Annotated in this window: 17 protein-coding genes, 5 tRNA genes, 1 rRNA gene, 1 other RNA gene, 1 pseudogene and 1 other annotated feature; of the genes and pseudogenes, 1 reads left to right on the top strand and 24 read right to left on the bottom strand. The window is 33.9% G+C overall.

Annotated features, from left to right (window positions below; all coding sequences use genetic code 11):
* Window positions 1–651 precede the first annotated feature (651 nt).
* Window positions 652–1,962: a helix-turn-helix domain-containing protein gene (locus CDO51_RS07345; protein WP_089023646.1), complete on the top strand. Its 1,311-nt coding sequence runs from the start codon at window positions 652–654 to the stop codon at window positions 1,960–1,962.
* 51 nt (window positions 1,963–2,013) lie between these two features.
* Here CDO51_RS07345 and nifJ read toward each other — a convergent pair whose 3' ends face one another.
* The 24 genes and pseudogenes from nifJ to rrf form a co-directional block, all read right to left on the bottom strand.
* Window positions 2,014–5,529: a pyruvate:ferredoxin (flavodoxin) oxidoreductase gene (gene nifJ, locus CDO51_RS07340; RefSeq protein ID WP_089023688.1), complete on the bottom strand. Its 3,516-nt coding sequence runs from the start codon at window positions 5,527–5,529 to the stop codon at window positions 2,014–2,016.
* A gap of 358 nt (window positions 5,530–5,887) precedes the next feature.
* Window positions 5,888–6,157 carry a pro-sigmaK processing inhibitor BofA family protein gene (locus tag CDO51_RS07335; RefSeq protein WP_089023645.1) on the bottom strand — a complete coding sequence of 90 codons (270 nt, stop codon included), beginning with the start codon at window positions 6,155–6,157 and terminating at the stop codon, window positions 5,888–5,890.
* A 32-nt stretch (window positions 6,158–6,189) separates the two neighbouring features.
* Entirely contained in the window at window positions 6,190–6,546 is a 357-nt protein-coding gene (locus tag CDO51_RS07330; protein ID WP_240503521.1) for a DUF2508 family protein, read from the bottom strand.
* 211 nt (window positions 6,547–6,757) lie between these two features.
* Entirely contained in the window at window positions 6,758–7,357 is a 600-nt protein-coding gene (recR, locus tag CDO51_RS07325) for a recombination mediator RecR (RefSeq protein ID WP_089023643.1), read from the bottom strand.
* Window positions 7,358–7,675 (bottom strand): YbaB/EbfC family nucleoid-associated protein, encoded by a 318-nt coding sequence (locus tag CDO51_RS07320; RefSeq protein WP_089023642.1) that lies wholly within the window; start codon window positions 7,673–7,675, stop codon window positions 7,358–7,360. It abuts the gene before it with no gap.
* 11 nt (window positions 7,676–7,686) lie between these two features.
* Window positions 7,687–9,396 carry a DNA polymerase III subunit gamma/tau gene (gene dnaX / locus CDO51_RS07315; RefSeq protein ID WP_089023641.1) on the bottom strand — a complete coding sequence of 570 codons (1,710 nt, stop codon included), beginning with the start codon at window positions 9,394–9,396 and terminating at the stop codon, window positions 7,687–7,689.
* A 139-nt stretch (window positions 9,397–9,535) separates the two neighbouring features.
* An RNA gene (gene ffs / locus CDO51_RS07310) (signal recognition particle sRNA large type) lies at window positions 9,536–9,802 on the bottom strand.
* Window positions 9,803–9,865: 63 nt separating this feature from the next.
* Window positions 9,866–9,960: transfer RNA gene (locus CDO51_RS07305), tRNA-Ser, on the bottom strand.
* A gap of 24 nt (window positions 9,961–9,984) precedes the next feature.
* Window positions 9,985–10,076: transfer RNA gene (locus tag CDO51_RS07300), tRNA-Ser, on the bottom strand.
* 17 nt (window positions 10,077–10,093) lie between these two features.
* Window positions 10,094–10,555, bottom strand: a complete 462-nt coding sequence (locus tag CDO51_RS07295; protein ID WP_205842145.1) for a nucleoside deaminase — start codon at window positions 10,553–10,555, stop codon at window positions 10,094–10,096.
* A 130-nt stretch (window positions 10,556–10,685) separates the two neighbouring features.
* Window positions 10,686–10,763 (bottom strand) — tRNA-Arg (locus tag CDO51_RS07290).
* Between the two features lie 6 nt (window positions 10,764–10,769).
* A tRNA-Ser gene (locus tag CDO51_RS07285) sits at window positions 10,770–10,863 on the bottom strand.
* A gap of 5 nt (window positions 10,864–10,868) precedes the next feature.
* Window positions 10,869–10,960, bottom strand: a tRNA-Ser gene (locus CDO51_RS07280).
* A gap of 64 nt (window positions 10,961–11,024) precedes the next feature.
* Window positions 11,025–12,287 (bottom strand): serine--tRNA ligase, encoded by a 1,263-nt coding sequence (serS, locus tag CDO51_RS07275; protein WP_089023640.1) that lies wholly within the window; start codon window positions 12,285–12,287, stop codon window positions 11,025–11,027.
* 67 nt (window positions 12,288–12,354) lie between these two features.
* Window positions 12,355–12,562: a binding site (T-box leader), on the bottom strand.
* Between the two features lie 261 nt (window positions 12,563–12,823).
* Entirely contained in the window at window positions 12,824–13,018 is a 195-nt protein-coding gene (locus CDO51_RS07270) for a type 1 glutamine amidotransferase family protein (RefSeq protein ID WP_089023639.1), read from the bottom strand.
* Window positions 13,019–13,202: 184 nt separating this feature from the next.
* A complete protein-coding gene (pdxS, locus tag CDO51_RS07265) occupies window positions 13,203–14,084 on the bottom strand; it encodes a pyridoxal 5'-phosphate synthase lyase subunit PdxS (RefSeq protein WP_089023638.1) in 882 nt (293 codons plus the stop codon).
* A 103-nt stretch (window positions 14,085–14,187) separates the two neighbouring features.
* A complete protein-coding gene (locus CDO51_RS07260) occupies window positions 14,188–15,279 on the bottom strand; it encodes a D-alanine--D-alanine ligase family protein (protein WP_089023637.1) in 1,092 nt (363 codons plus the stop codon).
* Window positions 15,280–15,414: 135 nt separating this feature from the next.
* Window positions 15,415–15,657, bottom strand: coding sequence for a hypothetical protein (locus CDO51_RS14650; RefSeq protein WP_240503520.1), 243 nt, complete (start codon window positions 15,655–15,657; stop codon window positions 15,415–15,417).
* Window positions 15,658–15,771: 114 nt separating this feature from the next.
* Window positions 15,772–15,980 (bottom strand): annotated as a pseudogene (fusA, locus tag CDO51_RS14645) (elongation factor G); the annotation flags it as partial.
* Window positions 15,953–16,144 carry a hypothetical protein gene (locus CDO51_RS14215; RefSeq protein WP_205842144.1) on the bottom strand — a complete coding sequence of 64 codons (192 nt, stop codon included), beginning with the start codon at window positions 16,142–16,144 and terminating at the stop codon, window positions 15,953–15,955. The gene CDO51_RS14215 and the pseudogene fusA, both read right to left, overlap by 28 nt.
* A 509-nt stretch (window positions 16,145–16,653) precedes the next feature.
* Window positions 16,654–17,079 (bottom strand): hypothetical protein, encoded by a 426-nt coding sequence (locus CDO51_RS14210; RefSeq protein ID WP_205842143.1) that lies wholly within the window; start codon window positions 17,077–17,079, stop codon window positions 16,654–16,656.
* Between the two features lie 33 nt (window positions 17,080–17,112).
* Window positions 17,113–17,481 (bottom strand): GTP-binding protein, encoded by a 369-nt coding sequence (locus tag CDO51_RS14205; protein ID WP_205842142.1) that lies wholly within the window; start codon window positions 17,479–17,481, stop codon window positions 17,113–17,115.
* Window positions 17,482–17,653: 172 nt separating this feature from the next.
* A complete protein-coding gene (locus tag CDO51_RS07250; RefSeq protein WP_089023636.1) occupies window positions 17,654–19,243 on the bottom strand; it encodes a putative polysaccharide biosynthesis protein in 1,590 nt (529 codons plus the stop codon).
* A gap of 85 nt (window positions 19,244–19,328) precedes the next feature.
* Window positions 19,329–19,445 (bottom strand): 5S ribosomal RNA (gene rrf / locus CDO51_RS07245).
* Window positions 19,446–19,460: the final 15 nt, after the last annotated feature.

The following is a 19,460-nucleotide window of genomic DNA, read 5'->3' as shown; positions in this document are numbered from 1 at the left end:
ATACGGATATGTTCAGAAATCACTAAATTGATAGCAGCTATTGGTTCTAATGTTAAATCTGAATAGATAACCCGACTTGTTTCATTACGCCTTCAAATCCATCTATTACAGTTTGCGGTAAAAATGTAGCTATAACTTCAGGCCTTATTTTCCTACTTTCTGACCAAATAAGTTACTTATAGAATGGTTGTTTAGTAATTAATTACTGAATGACCGACACAGTGATGATTAGTGTCTTCATAATAGTTTTCTGACATACGTATTTTTAAAGTTTCTTTAGGATTGTATACCATGTAATTCAAAAGCATGTACAATCTTCCGGATCAATTCTTTAATTAAGCTCTTTCAGTTTAGAGACTACAAGCAGCTTCAATAAATGCATAATATGATTTTATCCTAAACATTTTCCTAAAGCGGTTTTTTCAAAGACAACGTTAGCTACTTCATCGATATCATGAATTTGACCATCGTACATATTTCTCAGTGTGAAATACTAAACCTCTCCCTTTAAAGCTAGTTACCGATTGTTATTAGAAACAGTGTAACATTTTTTACGTCATAAGCACTATTTTTTTCAAGGATATTTCTTGATTTTTAGTTTTTATGATAAGCTAATAACAAGAAGTTTTATAACAAAGGAGGTAGGGATCTTTGGGTACAGTTGGAAATAATATCGGTCAAAAAATCAGAAAAGCACGTATTGAAAAAAAAATGACACAAGAAGAGTTAGCCAATAAAGATTTTAATAGAAGTTTTTTAAGTCAAATTGAAAAAGGTTTAGTTAAGCCATCAGATAGAGTTTTATCGATTATAGCTGAACGTCTAAATTTACCAGTCAGTTATTTTTGTGAACCTGAAGATCCAGATAAGGATGATGGAGATGCCATAATTGCACTTCGAGAAGCCAAACATTTATTTGAACAACAGAACTTAGAAAAGGCACATGAAATATTATCAAAAACATTAAAGTTACAAGATATTTCTCCTAAATATGCTGGTCTACTACTAAAATTACAAGGACAATTATTTTTTGAAGAAAGTGAGATTAAAAAGTCCCTATCTTCACTAAAAAAAGCTCAAATCATATTCAGTGATTACAAATATCATCATGAGTTAAGTGCTACACTTAACTTAATGGGATATATTAACAATCAAATTGAACAATATGATTATGCTATCCACATCTTACAACATGCCATGAGGACAATAGAAGATCACTTTGTCTTAGATACAATATTAACTCTAAATATATACTACAATTTAGCAGCATCATATTTAGGAGAAAAAGATTATAACACTGCTATTTCTACTATAGATGAAGCTCTCCCCCTCTCAAATCATAGTAACAATTATTATAATTATGGTGAATTAAACTATTTACTTGGTTGCTGTTACAAAGGAATTGATAATTTTACTAAATCAAAACAGGCCTTTGAAACTGCTATAGATCAATTTGTGATATTTAATAACTATTATTACACGGGAAAATCACTCTTTGCCTTAGCAGAAATTGAAAAACAAAAGAAAAATATAGAATTAGCTTGTAGATATTTTTTAAAAGCTTATGAAGAGTTTAAGGAACTTAATTCTACAATAGAAATAGAAAAAACCAAGCTTGAACTTTTAAATCTTTTTCTAAAAAAAGATGATAAAGATAACATTTTAAATTTTGCTCCTTATAAACTTGAGTTCGTAGAATCCACTACAACGAAAATTACTTTATCATATCATCTAACAAAAGTATACCACGAATGTGGGTATCAAGAAAACTGCCTCATTCAATTGAATGGACTTAATAAAATGCTTATGGATGTGAAACGAAAAAATGTTATTGCGGTTAAGGATTTGATATTTTATTATAGTTGGATGGCTCACATCTACCTTTACTATGATTACTTATATATTGGTAAGAAGTGCCTAAAACAAACTAACTCTTTATTGCGAAAAACTGAAGAACAATAAAAAGAGGGCGCTTAAAGCACCCTCTTTTTAATTACAATTTTTAATTACAATTTAAAACAAATTATCTTCCGCCATTTTTTCATATGTTTTACGTTTTTCTTTAGCATCTTTCTCTAGTTTATTAAATAAATCCTCCGCTATTTCTGGGAATTCTTTAGCAAGTGCTGCATAACGTACTTCTCCTAGTAAAAAGTCTTGAAAAGATTTGGTTGGTTTTTTTGAATCAAGAATGAATGGATTTTTACCTTCTTCTTTTTGTGCTGGGTTATATCTCCATAAATTCCAGTATCCAGAGTCCACTGCCTTTTTCATTTCATTCATAGCTGCTCCCATTCCATCTTTTATTCCATGATTTATACAAGGAGCATAAGCAATTATTAGTGAAGGTCCGGGATGTGCTTCTGCCTCTTCTATTGCTTTCAATGTTTGATTCATATTCGCTCCTAGAGCTACTTGAGCTACATATACATTACCATAAGTTGCTTGCATTAATCCTAAATCTTTTTTCTTAGTACCTTTACCTGCAGCTGCAAATTTAGCTATAGCTGCCATTGGCGTAGATTTTGAAGACTGCCCACCTGTATTTGAATAAACTTCTGTATCAAACACAAACATATTAATATCTTCTCCACTAGCAAGTACATGATCTAGACCAGCATAGCCAATATCATAAGCCCAACCGTCGCCACCAAAAACCCATTGTGACTGTTTAACAAGAAACTTTCTTCGTTTTGCAATTTCATTTACAATTAAATTATCTTCAGATTCTAGTAAAGGCAGCATCTTTTTCGTAGCTTTTTTAGAGCCTTCGCCATCTTCTTTGTTATCTAACCATTCTTTGAAAGCTTCTTTTAATTCTTGTGAAATATTTTCTTCTAAAGCTTTCTTCATTAATTGAGCTAATTTTTCTCTTATCTTTTTATTAGCTAAGAGCATTCCATAACCAAATTCTGCGTTATCTTCAAATAATGAACTTGCCCATGCTGGACCTTTACCATCTTTATTTTTACAATAAGGTGTACTAGGTGCTGATCCTCCCCAGATGGAAGAACAACCGGTTGCATTCGCAATTAACATTCGATCTCCGAATAGCTGAGTAATAAGTTTAGCATACGGTGTTTCACCACAACCAGCACACGCTCCTGAGAATTCAAGTAATGGTTGAGCAAATTGACTTCCTTTAAGGTTAGTCACACTCATTTTATCATCTTTTATTGACACTTCATTAACTGCATAATTCCAGTTATCTGCTTCTTTATCAATTTGTTCTCCAATTGGTTTCATTTCTAATGCCGGTTCTTTTGCAGGACAAATATCAGCACAATTTCCACAGCCCGCACAATCCAACGGACTTACCTGAATTCGATATTGTAGACCTGATAGATCCTTCCCTAATGCTTTTTTAGTTTCAAATCCTTGCGGAGCTTTTTCAACTTCACTTTCATCTAATAAGAACGGTCTAATAGCTGCATGAGGACAAACAAGTGAACATTGGTTACACTGAATACAATTATCTATTTTCCATTCTGGTACATCAAAGGCAATAGCTCGTTTCTCATAAGCGGCAGTCCCCTGTGGAAAAGTACCATCTTCTCTACTTTTAAAGGCACTTACCGGAAGTTTGTCACCTTCATGATTGTGCATTGGATTTGCAACTCTTTCAACAAATTCAGGCAGTTCCTCTGAAGTTGCAGCAACTTCTTCTTTTTCTAAATTAGCCCAATGGTCTGGTATTTCAACTTTTTGAAGAGCTTCTGTAGCTTTATCTACAGCTTCCCAGTTCATTTTAACTACTTTTTCACCTTTTTTACCATATGCCTTTTGTATAGCATCTTTCATATACTTTACAGCATCTTCATATGGAATAACCTCTGATAGCTTAAAAAATGCTGCTTGAGTAATCATATTTATTCGTCCACCTAAACCAATCTTAGATGCTATATCAACAGCATTTATGATATAGAAATTAATATCATTTTCAGCAATGTATTTTTTAATATTCGTTGGTAATTTATCATCTAATTCGTTGATAGACCAGCTACAGTTTAATAAGAATGTACCTCCAGGTTTAAGACCCTCAAGTAAATCAAACTGATATACATAAGATGGTTTATGACATGCAACATAGTCAGACTTATCAATTAAGTATGTGGAGCGAATTGGATTGTTACCAAAACGTAAGTGTGAAACAGTTACCCCACCAGATTTTTTAGAATCATAGGAAAAATAACCTTGGGCATACATATTAGTATTATCACCAATAATTTTAATAGCTTCTTTATTTGCACCAACAGTCCCATCAGAACCAAAACCCCAAAATTTACATCTTGTAATGCTTTCATCACTAGTATCAATTTCATTTTTTATAGGGAGGCTAGTATTAGTTACATCGTCTTCAATACCAACAGTAAATCTATTTTTAGGAACATCTGCTTTTAAATTATCAAATACAGCTTTTAGGTGGGATGGATTAACATCCTTCGAACCTAAACCATAGCGTCCCCCAATTATCATTGGAGAGTTTTCCTTACCTTGGAATAACGTTCGAACATCTTCATATAGTGGTTCCCCTACAGCACCAGGTTCTTTAGTCCTGTCTAGTACAGCAATACGCTCAACTGAATCTGGAAGTACATCTAAGAAGTACTTTTCAGAGAACGGTCTATATAAGCGTACTTTAATTATTCCAACTTTTTCACCTTGAGAATTCAAGTAATCAACAGTTTCTTCAAGTGCTTCAGTTACAGAGCCCATAGCTACTATAATTCTTTTTGCATCAGGGTCACCATAGTAATTAAATGGTTTATAATCTCTTCCCGTAATTTTACTAATTTCTTTCATATAATCAGCAACGATATCTGGAACCTGCTCGTAAAAAGGATTAACAGATTCTCTTGCTTGGAAGTAAATATCAGGGTTTTGAGCTGATCCTCTAAGTACAGGTGTTTCTGGGTTTAATGCACGTTCTCTAAACTCTTGGATAGCATCTTCATCTACTAGCTCTTTCAACACATCGTAATCTAGTACCTCAATCTTTTGAACTTCATGAGAAGTTCTAAATCCATCAAAAAAGTGGACAAACGGAACTCTAGATTTAATAGAGGCTAAGTGAGCTATTCCTCCAAGATCCATAACTTCCTGAACACTTCCAGAAGCAAGGAAAGCAAATCCTGTTTGTCGTGCTGCCATAACATCTTGATGGTCACCAAAAATAGATAGTGCATGAGCAGATAAAGCTCTAGCACTTACATGAAACACCCCTGGTAACAGTTCACCTGCAATCTTGTACATATTAGGTACCATTAACAATAAACCTTGAGACGCAGTGTAAGTTGTGGTTAACGCACCAGCAGCTAAAGATCCGTGTACTGCGCCTGCGGCACCCGCCTCAGATTGCATTTCTGTAACAAGTACTTCTTGATCAAAAATGTTTTTCTTACCATATGCACTCCATTCATCAACTCGTTCTGCCATATCGGATGAAGGTGTAATGGGATAAATAGCAGCTACATCAGTTAAAGCATAAGAGACATAGGCGGCAGCGGTATTCCCATCCATTGTTTTCATTTGCTTATCATTAGTCAACTCACTCACTCCCTTGTAATATTTTAACTAAAAAAAGTAGAAAACTGCTATAAACCACGCCTGAAAATGTTTCAATATTTTTATTATTTGTTAAATTATCGATAGACCCATCTTTATAAGATACTTAAATGGGTCTATTAATACAGATTTTTACAACTATTTATAAGGACGTTATGTTTAGAAAAGGCTTGTACTCAAAGGTGGTAGGTCATCACGCTGTTACATAACAATTATTAAGTGGTATTATAACAAGTTGAAACTATGCTGTTTTGACGGACTTTATAATACAACAACCTTTCTTATTGTGAGTATAACAGAATTTTTATTATTAAGCAATAAGTTAAATCAAGAGTACCATAACAGCAGTTATCATGATAATTCCAGGCAGTCCTAAAAAACCCACTGTTAGAGCTGTTATAAAATTAATAGCTATTTGAAAGTCAAAAAAGAAATTTACCATTGTATTAAGTGCTAAAAGAATTAGAGCACCTATAAAAGCTTTCCCTAGTAATATAAAGCAAATCCTAGCAGGCTTGATCATGATCTTTGTCAGTAAGTACAATAATACAATACCAAAAATCATAGAAAACCAAAAATTAAGTTCACCCATGACTCCTCGCCCCCTTACCCACTAAATAACAATCATTCTTTATTAATATTTATATACTCATTAGACAAGTTATGCTTATAATTTTCATTAACATAACTACGCAGGCCATATCTTTTGGCTAATTCCAACAAATATCTAAACTTCTTTTCATTGGCTTTTCTTAAGTATGCTGCGTGTTCTATAAGTCTAGGATCAGTAACATTATTAAAGTAGTTTTCAGCATCTTTTATTTCTTTTTTAGTCTTTTGAAGCTCTAAAAGCAACTTTTCTTCAGGATTTAGTTCTTTTGTCCCATCCTCAAAATCCAAATATCGATAAACTTTCATTATGTATAACACTAGTTTTTTCTTAATTAGTTTAACTTTATCGATTATCTCAGAAATATGCATATTCAACACTATGTCCACCCCCTAATATTTTAACAATTAGGGTTCCCTTTTTTTACAATTTTATCCATAGACTAGAGGGTCTCCATTTCTCTAAATGAAAGCTATTCAAAAAATACGAAGTTATATGAATTCAGTCGTAGCTAAACTTTTCAAAGTATAAAAAAAGTAGCCCTAAAAAGGACTACTTATTAAATGACCATACTTTGTCTAATCACATTTCTTTTCTACCTTCAAAAGCTTGCTGTAAAGTCATTTCATCAGCATACTCGAGATCTCCGCCCATTGGAAGACCGTAGGCTAGACGAGTAACTTTTACACCCATTGGTTTAACTAGTTTAGTTAAATACATAGCTGTTGCTTCACCTTCAACTGTTGGGTCAGTAGCAATTAAAATTTCTTTTATGTTTTCTGAATTTATTCTCTCTAACAGTTCTTTCATATTTAAATCATCAGGTCCTATACCTTCCATAGGAGAAATTACTCCCTGTAAAACATGATATCTTCCTTGAAAATCTCTTACCTTTTCTATAGCGATTACATCTTTAGGGTCTTGCACAACACAAATCAATCCAGATTCTCTTCTCTCATCTTGACAGATCAAACAAGGATCTCTATCAGTTAAGTTATTACAAACACTACAGTTAAATACTTTGTTTTTAGCATTTTGTAGTGCTGTTATGAGATGATCTACTTTGTTACCAGACATTGTTATAATATAAAATGCTAACCTTTCAGCTGTTTTTGGTCCAATTCCAGGTAGATAGCTAAGTGATTCAATTAATTGATTAATTGGTTTGGGATAACTAGACATTTAGAACATCCCCGGTGGGAGATCCATTCCCCCGGTAACTTTCTTCATTTCACTATTAACCATTTCATCAACATTTTTAAGTGAATCATTTACAGCAGCCATAATTAAGTCTTCTAACATCTCATTGTCATCAGGGTCTATTACATCTGGGTCAATGGATATGTCGACAACTTCTTTATGACCATTTACAGTAGCTTTTACTGCTCCTCCCCCTGCAGTTCCTTCCATAGTCTTATCTTTTAGTTCTTCCTGGACTTTAGACATTTGTGTTTGCATTTTTTGTACTTGTTTCATCATTTTTTGCATTTTGCCACCCATTTAAATCCCTCCTAGATATTTTTACGTACTTCGACCTTTTCAGGACCAAACTCACTTTCAGCTATCCCTATTAGGTCATTTTGCTGTTTATTAGATTTTTTTTTTGAAGCAGATGGAACATTAGCTTCACTTTCTTCAATTATTAAGCACTTAACTTTAATATCACCAAAAAACTCAGCCAGAACTTCCTGTAAAACAGATCTTTCCTTTTGTTCCACCCGCTCTTTATGCAATCTGTGAGTTTTATTAAAACCTAAATATAATATATTTTCTTCAACTTTAATAGGATTTCCCTCAACAATAAAAGCATGAGCAGTTATTTTTTTCTTTTTTAGTTTAGCTAATATTTCATCCCAATGTTTTTCTATTTGCTCAAAACTTAATTTTTTTTCATCTTTTTGACTACCTTCTTCAGTTTCCTCTTTTTCATTAGAAAGAGCATTTTTTTTAGTACTCACATCATTATTCTGATCTTGGTAAGTATTTTGATCTCTATAAGATTCAATTTCTTTTTCAGAGTTATTGTCTTGGTGTTTACTACGAACTATTTCTTTTGGTTTTTGAATATTAGTATATTTTCCTTCTTGAAGAAGTTTTTCTAAATGACTTATTCTATCTTCTAATTTCTGATAGATACCTTCTCTTTTAACTAGACGATACAGAGACATTTCTACCACTAATCGATGATTTTGAGACCATTTTAGTTCATTTTGTTTTTCTGATAAAAAATCAATCATAGAAAGTACCTCATATTTTTCAAACTCATTTGCTAAACTCTCTAAAGTTTGTCTAGATCCTAATAACAGATGATCAGTTGCATTATCAATCGTAACCAGTAATAGGTCTCTCATATATAGAATCAGATCATTAAGAAACTGCCCCCAATCTTTTCCATCATCAGAGATTTTCTGGGTTATTTTCAGTATATTATTTAAATCTGCGTTTTGCACTGCAGACATTAATTCTTTATAAATTTCTTCTGAAACTGATCCAGTGACTTCAAGTACATGATCTTGTTTCAAAGTTTCACCTGGCTTAACAAAAGATAAACATTGATCTAGTAAACTAAGCGCATCTCGCATGCCGCCATCGGATTTTTTTGCAATTATAAATAAGCTTTCTTGTGTAGCATCCATTTCTTTATTTTCAACAACTTCACTAAGCCTATTTTCAATATCAGAGATAGAAATTCTATTAAAATCAAACCTTTGACATCTTGATAGGACTGTCATAGGGAGTTTATGTGGCTCAGTAGTTGCTAAAACAAATATTACATTTCGAGGTGGTTCTTCTAGAGTTTTTAAAAGGGCATTAAAAGCTTCTGTGGTTAACATATGCACTTCATCTACAATATAAACTTTATATCTACCCTCAGAAGGAGGATAGGCAACATTATCGCGTAATTCTCTAATTTCATCTATACCCCTATTTGACGCTGCATCAATCTCCATTAAATCCATAAATTGACCTTTGTCATGCTCATTGCACCGAGTACATTCGCCACATGGTTTATCTGTAGGTCCATATTCACAATTCAAGGATTTAGCAAATACCTTTGCTACACTAGTTTTCCCAGTTCCTCTAGGACCTGAAAATAGGTAAGCATGAGCTATACGATCCAAGTTAACAGCATTTTTGAGAGTAGTTACTATATGTTCTTGACCTACTAAATCATCAAAAGACTTTGGTCTCCATTCTCGATATAATGCTTGATATCCCATATCCCTCTCAATCTCCTTAGTTAGAACAAAATTATATAATTCATTATATCATAAAGTTAATTGAATTTAAGGTATCTATAGTTATTTGGTAAAAAAAATAACCCTTGAATGGGTTATTATAGTTATCTAAATATAAAGGCCGTGCACTCGGCATCGACTCTTTCGGTCAGACGTTACCCGAACAGTTAGCTCCGGCCAGGTGACCCCATGGCACCCGCAAGAAGCCCACTTACCGCTGCTTCCTTCCGGACCTGACGGAATTCATGGGTCTGCGTCGCATAGGACCCGGCCTTCAACACCACTTATCCAGGCCAGACTCTGACCGAACAGAGCCTCAGCCCGAGAATTCAACCCTGCTATAGCGGATTGCAGGTTCAGGGCACCGCTACCTCCCCGTCTAGCACGGCCAGTGTTTTCATTATAACATACTGAAAATTTATTTCAAATACCATCATTTAGTTTTTTAAAATGGCGGAGAGAGAGGGATTCGAACCCTCGAGACGGGGTTTGCCCGTCTACTCGCTTTCCAGGCGAGCGCCTTCAGCCGGACTCGGCCATCTCTCCATGTTTTAAGTTACCCCCTAATAATGGCGGAGAGAGTGAGATTTGAACTCACGAGGCAGATAACTGCCTACTCGATTTCGAGTCGAGCGCCTTCAGCCAGACTCGGCCATCTCTCCGCCATTATTAAGGAAGATTATTTGTTTCTCAATCTCTTAAAAAAACTGCGTAATAATTCTCTTGATTCTTCTTTATATATTCCTGATACTAACTCAACTCTATGATTGAGGTTTGGATTTTTTAAGACTTGTTCTATTTCAAGGTCACCCCACGCTTTAGGATCTGGAGTACCAAAGATAACTCTACTGATTCTTGATTGAATAATTGCGCCTGCACACATTGGACAGGGTTCTACTGTGACATATAATTCACAATTATTCAATCTCCAGCTATTCAGTGTGTTACACGCTTTTTTTATAGCAATTATTTCAGCGTGATCTATAGCATTTTGTTCTCTTTCCCTTTTATTGTGACCTGATGCAATTAACTCATTATCTTTTACGATAACTGCACCAATAGGAACTTCTCCAATAACAAACGCTTCTTTAGCTTGTTTCAACGCCTCTTTCATCCAAAAAAGTTCTTTGTTTTTAGTCATTACTTACAACCCACTTTGCAAAACAGTTTATGAGTTTTGCACTATAATACTGTAACATACATATATGAGATTGTAAAGTTCTTTTAAAAAAATGAAGCCACAATTTGTGGCTTATAATCTCACCTATGTATGGCGCGCCCGGGAGGATTCGAACCTCCGACCTTCTGATTCGTAGTCAGCTACTCTATCCGGACTGAGCTACGGGCGCAAAAAATGGCGGAGAGAGAGGGATTTGAACCCTCGAGACGGTTTAGACCGTCTACTCGCTTAGCAGGCGAGCGCCTTCAGCCAAACTCGGCCATCTCTCCATATATGGCGGAGGGGGAGGGATTCGAACCCCCGGCACTCAGAGAGTGTCACTGGATTTCAAGTCCAGCGCCTTCAGCCGGACTCGGCCACCCCTCCATTTCCTTCTGTTGTCAGGACAATAAAAAGTATAACACAATAAAATATAGCTGTCAACAAAATATCACGAAATGATTTGTTTGCCAAAATATGGTCTAAGCGCTTCTGGTATCGTTACTGTACCATCTTGATTTTGATAATTTTCTAATATAGCTGCTACTGTTCTACCTATAGCTAACCCACTACCATTTAGTGTATGAACGTATTTAGTCTGCCCTGATTCATCTCGGTATCTAATATTAGCTCTTCTTGCTTGGAAGTCTTCAAAGTTACTACACGAGGAAATTTCTCTATATGTATCATAACTCGGAAGCCACACTTCTATATCATATTTTTTTGCTGCTGCAAAACCTAGATCTCCTGAACACATTAAAGAAACCTGGTATGGAAGTTCTAGCATCTTTAAAACCTTTTCTGCATTCGAAACTAAAGCATCTAACTCATTATAAGAATTGTCTGGAGCTACAAATTTAATAAGTTCAACTTTATTAAATTGATGTTGTCTTATTAAACCACGAGTGTCTCTACCATGTGCTCCTGCTTCTTTTCTAAAGCATGGTGTGAAAGCTACTAGATATTTAGGTACTTCTTCTTTAGACATAATCTCATCACGATATAAATTTGTCAATGGAACTTCAGCAGTTGGTATTAAGAAATACTCTAAATCCTCTAACTTATACATATCATTTTCAAACTTCGGAAGTTGCCCTGTTCCTGTCATAGAATCTCGATTAACTATAAAAGGAGGCAGCATTTCTTGATACCCATGTTCTTCTACATGAATATCTATCATGAAATTAATTAGAGCTCTTTCAAGTCTAGCACCAGCTCCTATGTAATTAACAAATCTTGTTCCTGTTATTTTTCCTGCCCTTTGAAAGTCTATAATACCTAAATTCTCAGCAACTTCCCAGTGAGGCTTCATATAACTTTCTTTCCTTGCTTCACCTTTTTGTTTAACAATTTCATTTTCTTCGTCATCTGCTCCAATAGGGACATCTGAATGTGGAATATTAGGTAGACAAAGTAAATAATAATTCATATTCTTTTCAACTGTTTTTAATTCTTCATCCATTTCTTTAATTTTAGCTGAAACTTCTTTCATCTCAGCAACTTTGTTTTGAGCATCTTCCCCAGATTTTTTTAGTTCTCCTATTTCTTTAGATACAGTATTACGTTTATTTTTAAGAACCTCAACTTCTTGTAAAATTTCTCTTCTTCTTTCATCTAACTTTAACACTTCATCTACTTGATCTTCTTCACCCTTTACTCGACATGCTTCCCTAACTTGGTCTGGGTAATTCCTTACATACTTCACATCTAACATGAGAAATCCCCCTTTATCTTTATTTTTTCTTTTTTAAGTTTAAAAATACAAAAACCCCCGTCACCTATATAGGGACGAGGGTTACTCGCGTTACCACCCTAGTTGAGCAATAATACTCCAACTCAAACCTGTTAACGCTAGGTTAGCGATGCCACTTACTATATTTCGGTGGCCCCCTCAAGGGAGGATTCGTTAAGCAAAAATTATCGATTCCCAGCAACCATCGACTCTCTGTAAATCTCTGCTCAATTACTTTCCCCTATCATAGGGTTTTATTTTATTCTTGTTAATAATATATTATATAAATTTTAAAACTAAAAATCAAGTCTTATCAACTTTTTTGCTAAAGAATAAAATATTCGTGTAACCGACCATCATGACTTAGTTAGAGATGACAAGGAACTATAATATTATTACTTTGTACTGCTACAATGTTTTACCTAACACTTCAACTTCATGATAGTTTACCAAATACATATAGAGCTCTAATAACAATCCACCATAAGAGAGCTCACCCATTTTGTCCAACTTTCAAGTTACTTACAGCTATCATCTTGACTACCAAATTCATTTCTATTATCTTCAATATTTAAAAGGTCTAATGAGGCGACTATCCGATCTATCTCCAAAATTTTCTGCGACAACGAGATCCTACCCGAACAAGTCTCAATTATAGGTTCATTTGCTGCAACACATTCTTCTAAATGTTTTACCAAATTAGGTTTATACATAATTTTCTAATAATAGCAATTTATCTTCGGGTATAATTAATCAAAATCCGTTAAAATATTTCTTTTTTCACTTCAATTGGTTTAACTGGATTTACATTTTATTTCGAGAGCATGTCTATATGCTTAATAAGTGCATCTTATATTCTAAGTATACTTCTATTATTTATTTCGACTCCTGTTATTTTTACCAACCACGTTCTTGAAGTCTATCATTTCCCTCTAAATTAGACACATTAATTCCAACCATTGCTTCCCCTAAACCAGCAGATACTTTCGCTAAAGTATCATAGTTATCATAATTCAAGGTAGCTTCAACAATTGCTTTCGCTCTTTTTTCAGGATCGCCAGATTTAAAAATACCTGATCCTACAAATACACCATCAGATCCTAGTTGCATCATTAATGCTGCATCTGCGGGCGTTGCTACACCACCTGCTGCAAAATTAACTACAGGTAACCTTCCTAGTTGTTTCACTTCTTTTAATAGCTCATATGGAGCTCCTAAATTTTTAGCTTCAGTCATAAGCTCATCATCTGGCATATTTTTCACCTTTCTTATATCATCCATTACTGTTCTCATATGTTTAACAGCTTCAACTACATTTCCTGTTCCTGCTTCTCCTTTGGTTCGCATCATTTTTGCACCTTCTCCAATTCTTCTTAAGGCTTCCCCTAGATTTCTTGCTCCGCATACAAAAGGTACAGTAAATTTGTTTTTGTCAATATGATAAAAGTCATCAGCAGGAGTTAATACTTCACTTTCATCTATATAGTCTACGCCTAAACTTTCTAAAATTCTAGCTTCAACAAAATGACCTATCCGTGCTTTTGCCATAACCGGAATCGTTACAACATCAATTATATTCTTGATTACTTCTGGATCTGCCATTCTAGCAACACCGCCACCAGCTCTTATGTCGGCTGGTACTTTTTCTAGTGCCATAACAGCTACTGCCCCAGCTTCTTGCGCAATTTTAGCTTGTTCAGGTGTTGTAACATCCATGATCACCCCACCCTTTTGCATTTGATCCATTCCTTTTTTTGCTGTTTCACTTCCTTTTTTCATATCTAATCCCCCTTCAATGCTAATCTTATTAGCATAATAGATTTAGGATGATTCCAACTTAAATTTTACTACAATAATCATACCTTCACAAGTTTAAGATAACTTACTGAAATTCCGTTAAATTTTTATCCTTCTCTTTTTGATGATTAATTGCCAATTCTACTAATTCACTTAATAATTTAGAATACGGTATCCCTGAATTTTTCCAAAGTTTTGGATACATACTTATCTCCGTAAAACCTGGCATAGTGTTTAACTCGTTGATATATACTTCTTGCGTCTCTTCTAATACAAAAAAGTCAACTCTACATAATCCACGGCATTCGAGAGCTTGATAAGCAGCAATTCCTGCTTTTTGTAAGCTAGACGCTAAGTTTTCTGATATTGAAGCAGGTATTAACAACTCACTACGATCATTTAGATACTTTGATTCATAATCATAGAATTCATTTGCAGGAATTATTTCCCCGGTAATAGAGGCTTTGGGATATTGATTACCTAAAATACTAATCTCAATTTCTTTACCAGGTATATACTCTTCAACTAAACATTTCATATCATAACGAGTTGCTAAATTGATAGCTTCAATCAGTTCACTCCTTTTATTTGCTTTTGAGATTCCTACACTCGATCCCAAATTAGCAGGTTTAACGAACATAGGATATTTAATACTACTTTCAATTTGTTGAATTAACTTAATGTGATTTGATTCCCATTCAAATCTAAAAAAAGATTGATAATTGGCTACTTTTAAACCATAATTTTTTAAAACCTGTTTCATCATCACTTTATCCATAGCTAGTGAAGAACCTAATACTCCAGAACCAACGTATGGAATATCACACAACTCTAAAAAACCTTGAAGAGTACCATCTTCACCATATGTTCCATGTAATACTGGAAAAACTACATCTATATCTGCAAATTTTTCAAAAGGGTCAAGCTTCCATAATCCTTTTTTTGTTGGATCAGGCATCATTGTCACAGAAAAATTTTCTTCAAAACTTTTCCCTTTTTCAAGTTCCTCTAAAGGTTTCTCACCTGATATCCATGTTCCGTCTTTCTTTATCCCAATAGGAATAATCTCAAACTTATTCTTGTCTAAAGCGTATATAACTGATTTAGCAGATTTAAGGCTCACCTCATGTTCCCCTGACTTTCCACCAAAAATTACACCTATTTTTATTTTATGCAATGTTTGCACCTCCAATTGAATTCTCCTTTATTGAATTATCATATGCAATTTACTATATTTGATTTCGTCTTCAACTTGAAAAATTCCTGTAGAAAAATTATTCCGGAGGTAATAACCTCCGGAATAATTTTTCTATTATCCTTTCGAGTCATAAATTTGTTCAATAATTTGCTCTTGGACTTCTTCAGGTACTTGTTGATAATGGCTGAATTCAGTTTTGAATTTTATTCTTCCTTGAGCAATTGATCTTAAATCGATTGCATACCTTTGTACTTCAGCTTTAGGCACATAAGCTTTAATAATCTGGTTTTCACCAACAAGATCCATCCCTAATATCTTACCTCGCTTACTATCAAGATCTCCAATAACATCACCCATGAACCTTTCTGACACTATAATTTCAATTTCTAATACTGGTTCAAGTAGAACTGGCTCTGCTTTTTGCATCCCTTTTTTAAGGGCATTACTACCAGCCATTTTAAATGCATTTTCCGAGGAATCAACACTATGATAGAAACCATCATATAGGTTGGCCTTGACATCTATAACAGGATATCCTGCTAAAACCCCAGTTTCCATTGCATCTAAAACACCTTTCTCAACTGCAGGAATGTATTGTTTAGGTATAACACTCCAACTATGTTATTCTCAAATTCAAAGTTTTGTCCTTCTTCTAATGGAGAAAACTCAATGAAAACATGGCCATATTGACCTCTACCACCGGACTGTTTTTTATACTTTTCTTCAGCATTAACAGTTTTGTTATTGTTTCTTTATAAGGGATTGTAGGAGTTTTTAACTCAACATCGACTCCATATTTTTTAGTCATTCTACTTATTATAAACTCTAACTGCACTTCCCCCATACCAGATATCAGTGTTTCGTTGGTGTCACTATTTTTTCTAACTTAAGTATCGGATCCTCTTCTAAAAAGTTAGTTAAACTAGTTCTAACCTTTCCTTCTTCTCCTTTGTCTTGAGTTACTAATGAAAAAGATATACTGGATCAGGAAGGTCAGTTTTAGGAAGGAGTATAGGAGTTTTGGGGGCTGATAGAGTTTCACCTGTGGAAGTTTTTTGTAGTTTGCTAACAGCAGCAATATCACCTACGTTAACTTTATTAACTGTTATCTGTTCTTTCCCTTTTAAATAATAAAGTTTACCAATACGTTCTTCAGTTTTTGAGTTAGAATTATGATGCCTTGATGATCTGATAGTTGTCCTGAATATACTCTTAAGTAATTTAATTTACCTACATATGGATCAGCTATAGTCTTAAAAAAAAGCACTGAATGGCTCATCTGGGGAACATGTGATTTTTTTCTCTTTACCTGATGAAACATCAGTTCCAGTAAATGTTTCAGATTTGATCGGACTAGGTATATAATAAGTTAAACAATCCAATAATTGTGAAATACCTATATTGTATAGCTGAACCGCAAAGCACTGGAACAAGTTCACCTAATTTCGTAAACTTTTTAACCCCTGTTATTACTTTTTCTTCAGTTAAGGGTTCACTTTCTAAGTATTTTTCTAACATCTCATCATCACATTCTGCTACCAATTCCATTAATATCTCTCGATATTCTTCTGCTCTTTTTTTATAATCACTTGATATCTCATTTTCACTATTTCCTATTTCATTACTAGTTGGGTAGATAGCTCTCATAGTGACTAAATTAATTATACCTTCAAAGTTTTCCTCACTTCCAATGGGAGTCATAACTGGAGTTACTTGATCACCATACTTTTCACGCAATTGATTTAGTACTTTCTCAAATTTAGCATTTTCTCTATCCACTTTATTATAAATACTAATCTAGGTAATTCAAAATCATTTGCATACTTCCACCTGTTCAGTGCCTACTTGTACCCCAGAAGCAGCACAAACAACCAACAGTGCACCATCTACAATTCTAAGTGAACTCTTTACATCTCCTATGAAATCATAATACCCAGGGGTATCCACAATATTTATTTTTTTATCCTTCCAGGTACATGGAGCAACCGACGTATGAATTGTTATATTAGGTTCTATTTCTTCTTTATCATAATCAGTAGTTGTAGTTCCCTCTTCTACCTTGCCTAATCTGCTTATTTCTCCTGAAGAGTACAATAATGCTTCTGTTAAAGAGGTCCTTTCAGCCCCACCATGAGAGCATACTCCCACATTTCGAATTTGGTTAGGTTGGTAATTTTTCATGACCCCCCCTTAAACAACTTTTAATAGATTAAACCTTATCGCTAAACAAATTCGCTCTAAAACCACGCATCTTTCTTAAATATAAATAATTTTCTGAAAAATTAAGTAATTAAGAATTTGATTTTATCACAGGTAAACTACAATATGATCAAATTAAAATAGGTATGCCTAATTAGGTTTTAAAATAGTTAAATTTATTCAATAATCGTACTATTTTTGGGCCTACTTTAGGGATAAATTCTATTTCAGATGTTGTTACTACTTTTAAAGATAACATTAAAATTGAATATGTAATTACACCAATAATAACTGCCATTAAGGTGGAGAATCTTGTTCCAATAAATTGTATCAAAAACTCATAAGTAAAATATGATATACATCCCATAATAATACTAGCAATTAAAGGCTTTATAATATCTTTATTCACCGAAAATCCAAAATGAATATACTTACGTACATCTTTTAGGTTAAAAGCCGTAGCGACAATATATGACACTAAAGTCCCGATAGCAGCACCTCTGATATTTAGTACAGGTAGTGATGTTAATAAAAAAGTAATTATAAATTTAAAAATAGCACCTTTGAAAAGATTCCTTACAGGAACCATGGTTTTTTCTAATCCTTGTAGTATACCAGTCGTAGCAAACTTAATGATTAAAAATACTACTACTGGAGATAGATAACGTAATGGAATTGATGCTTCTGGATCATTAGGGAAAATTAAGGTTACAATTGGTCCTGCTAAAAATAATAGTCCTATAAAAGAGGGAACTCCAATTATAATAGAAAGGCGTAACGATAAGTTTGCTATAAAATTTAACTTATCCACATCACCTTGTGTATAATTTTCTGAAACAACAGGTACTAAACTCATGGCAAGAGCCATACCAAGAGTCCCCGGAAACATAATTAAAGGATTCGCATATTGAGTAAGATGAGCAAACATAGTAGTAGCTTGATCTTGACTGAAACCAGAATAAATAAGGCGATTTACAACTACTGTTGCGTCAATAAGATTCATGATTGGCATTATTAAGTTACCAATTATTATTGGAAAAGATAAATAAAAAATCTGTTTTATTATCTCAAGGTTTGATCCAAAATTCGGTACCAACTGATCAGTTTTTGGAAACTCAATATTAAAATAGTTCCAACTTAAATAAAGTAATCCAACAAAAGCACCTAAAACATTACCAAAAGCTGCTCCCGCAGCAGCATAAGTTTCACCATAAGGTAATAATAAAAAAGCAAATAGTATTATACCAAAAACTCTAAATAATTGTTCTAATAGCTGACTGACAGCAGTATAAGTCATCTTTCTTAAACCTTGAAAGTACCCTCTAATTGAAGACATCAATGAAACTAATAAAATCGCCGGCGCTACAGCCCTCAAACTTAAATAAGCTCTAGAATCACCAGTGATTCTTTCGGCAAAAAAAGATGCTCCAAAAAATAATATTATAGAGAAAATCAAACCAGTTAATGAAATAGCTATAAAAGCTGTTTTAAATACTTTTAATGCATTCTTATAATTGTTAACAGCTATCTCATTACTTATTAGTTTTGAAATTGCAACAGGAATACCCGCCATAGATACTGTTAAGAGTATAGTATAAACGGAATAAGCCATACCATATAGACCCATAGCTTTAGTACCAATCATATTGGGTAAAATTAATCTATATATAAGTCCAAAAACTTTAGCAATTAACATACCTACACTTAAAGCTGCAGTACCTTTTACTAAAGAATCTTTTTGCATTAAATTCACCTACTATAAAAGTTTTTTACTTAAAATATTATTCCAAAATAAAGTTGTTTTACTCATGTTTATAAACACAAAAAAAGCCCGGCGAAGACCTACTCTCCCAGGAGCTTTCGCTCCCAGTACCATAGGCGCAGGAGGGCTTAACTGCTGTGTTCGGCATGGTAACAGGTGTATCCCCTCCGCTATTTTCACCGGGCTAGAAATCAAATAT

Source organism: Natranaerobius trueperi (assembly GCF_002216005.1).
GTDB classification, from domain to species: Bacteria; Bacillota; Natranaerobiia; order Natranaerobiales; family Natranaerobiaceae; genus Natranaerobius_A; species Natranaerobius_A trueperi.
The sequence above is the reverse complement of the archived record's forward strand: the minus strand, read 5'-3'. Positions and strand labels throughout refer to the sequence as shown.

Coding starts and splice junctions, on each gene's coding strand:
- nifJ (WP_089023688.1), bottom strand. CDS start 5,529: ATGAAAACAATGGATGGGAATACCGCTGCCGCCTATGTCTCTTATGCT.
- CDO51_RS07335 (WP_089023645.1), bottom strand. CDS start 6,157: ATGGGTGAACTTAATTTTTGGTTTTCTATGATTTTTGGTATTGTATTA.
- CDO51_RS07330 (WP_240503521.1), bottom strand. CDS start 6,546: ATGCATATTTCTGAGATAATCGATAAAGTTAAACTAATTAAGAAAAAA.
- recR (WP_089023643.1), bottom strand. CDS start 7,357: ATGTCTAGTTATCCCAAACCAATTAATCAATTAATTGAATCACTTAGC.
- CDO51_RS07320 (WP_089023642.1), bottom strand. CDS start 7,675: ATGGGTGGCAAAATGCAAAAAATGATGAAACAAGTACAAAAAATGCAA.
- dnaX (WP_089023641.1), bottom strand. CDS start 9,396: ATGGGATATCAAGCATTATATCGAGAATGGAGACCAAAGTCTTTTGAT.
- CDO51_RS07295 (WP_205842145.1), bottom strand. CDS start 10,555: ATGACTAAAAACAAAGAACTTTTTTGGATGAAAGAGGCGTTGAAACAA.
- serS (WP_089023640.1), bottom strand. CDS start 12,287: ATGTTAGATGTGAAGTATGTAAGGAATTACCCAGACCAAGTTAGGGAA.
- CDO51_RS07270 (WP_089023639.1), bottom strand. CDS start 13,018: ATGTATAAACCTAATTTGGTAAAACATTTAGAAGAATGTGTTGCAGCA.
- pdxS (WP_089023638.1), bottom strand. CDS start 14,084: ATGAAAAAAGGAAGTGAAACAGCAAAAAAAGGAATGGATCAAATGCAA.
- CDO51_RS14650 (WP_240503520.1), bottom strand. CDS start 15,657: ATGGGTGATGTTATTGGAGATCTTGATAGTAAGCGAGGTAAGATATTA.
- CDO51_RS14215 (WP_205842144.1), bottom strand. CDS start 16,144: ATGGGGGAAGTGCAGTTAGAGTTTATAATAAGTAGAATGACTAAAAAA.
- CDO51_RS14205 (WP_205842142.1), bottom strand. CDS start 17,481: ATGAAAAATTACCAACCTAACCAAATTCGAAATGTGGGAGTATGCTCT.
- CDO51_RS07250 (WP_089023636.1), bottom strand. CDS start 19,243: ATGCAAAAAGATTCTTTAGTAAAAGGTACTGCAGCTTTAAGTGTAGGT.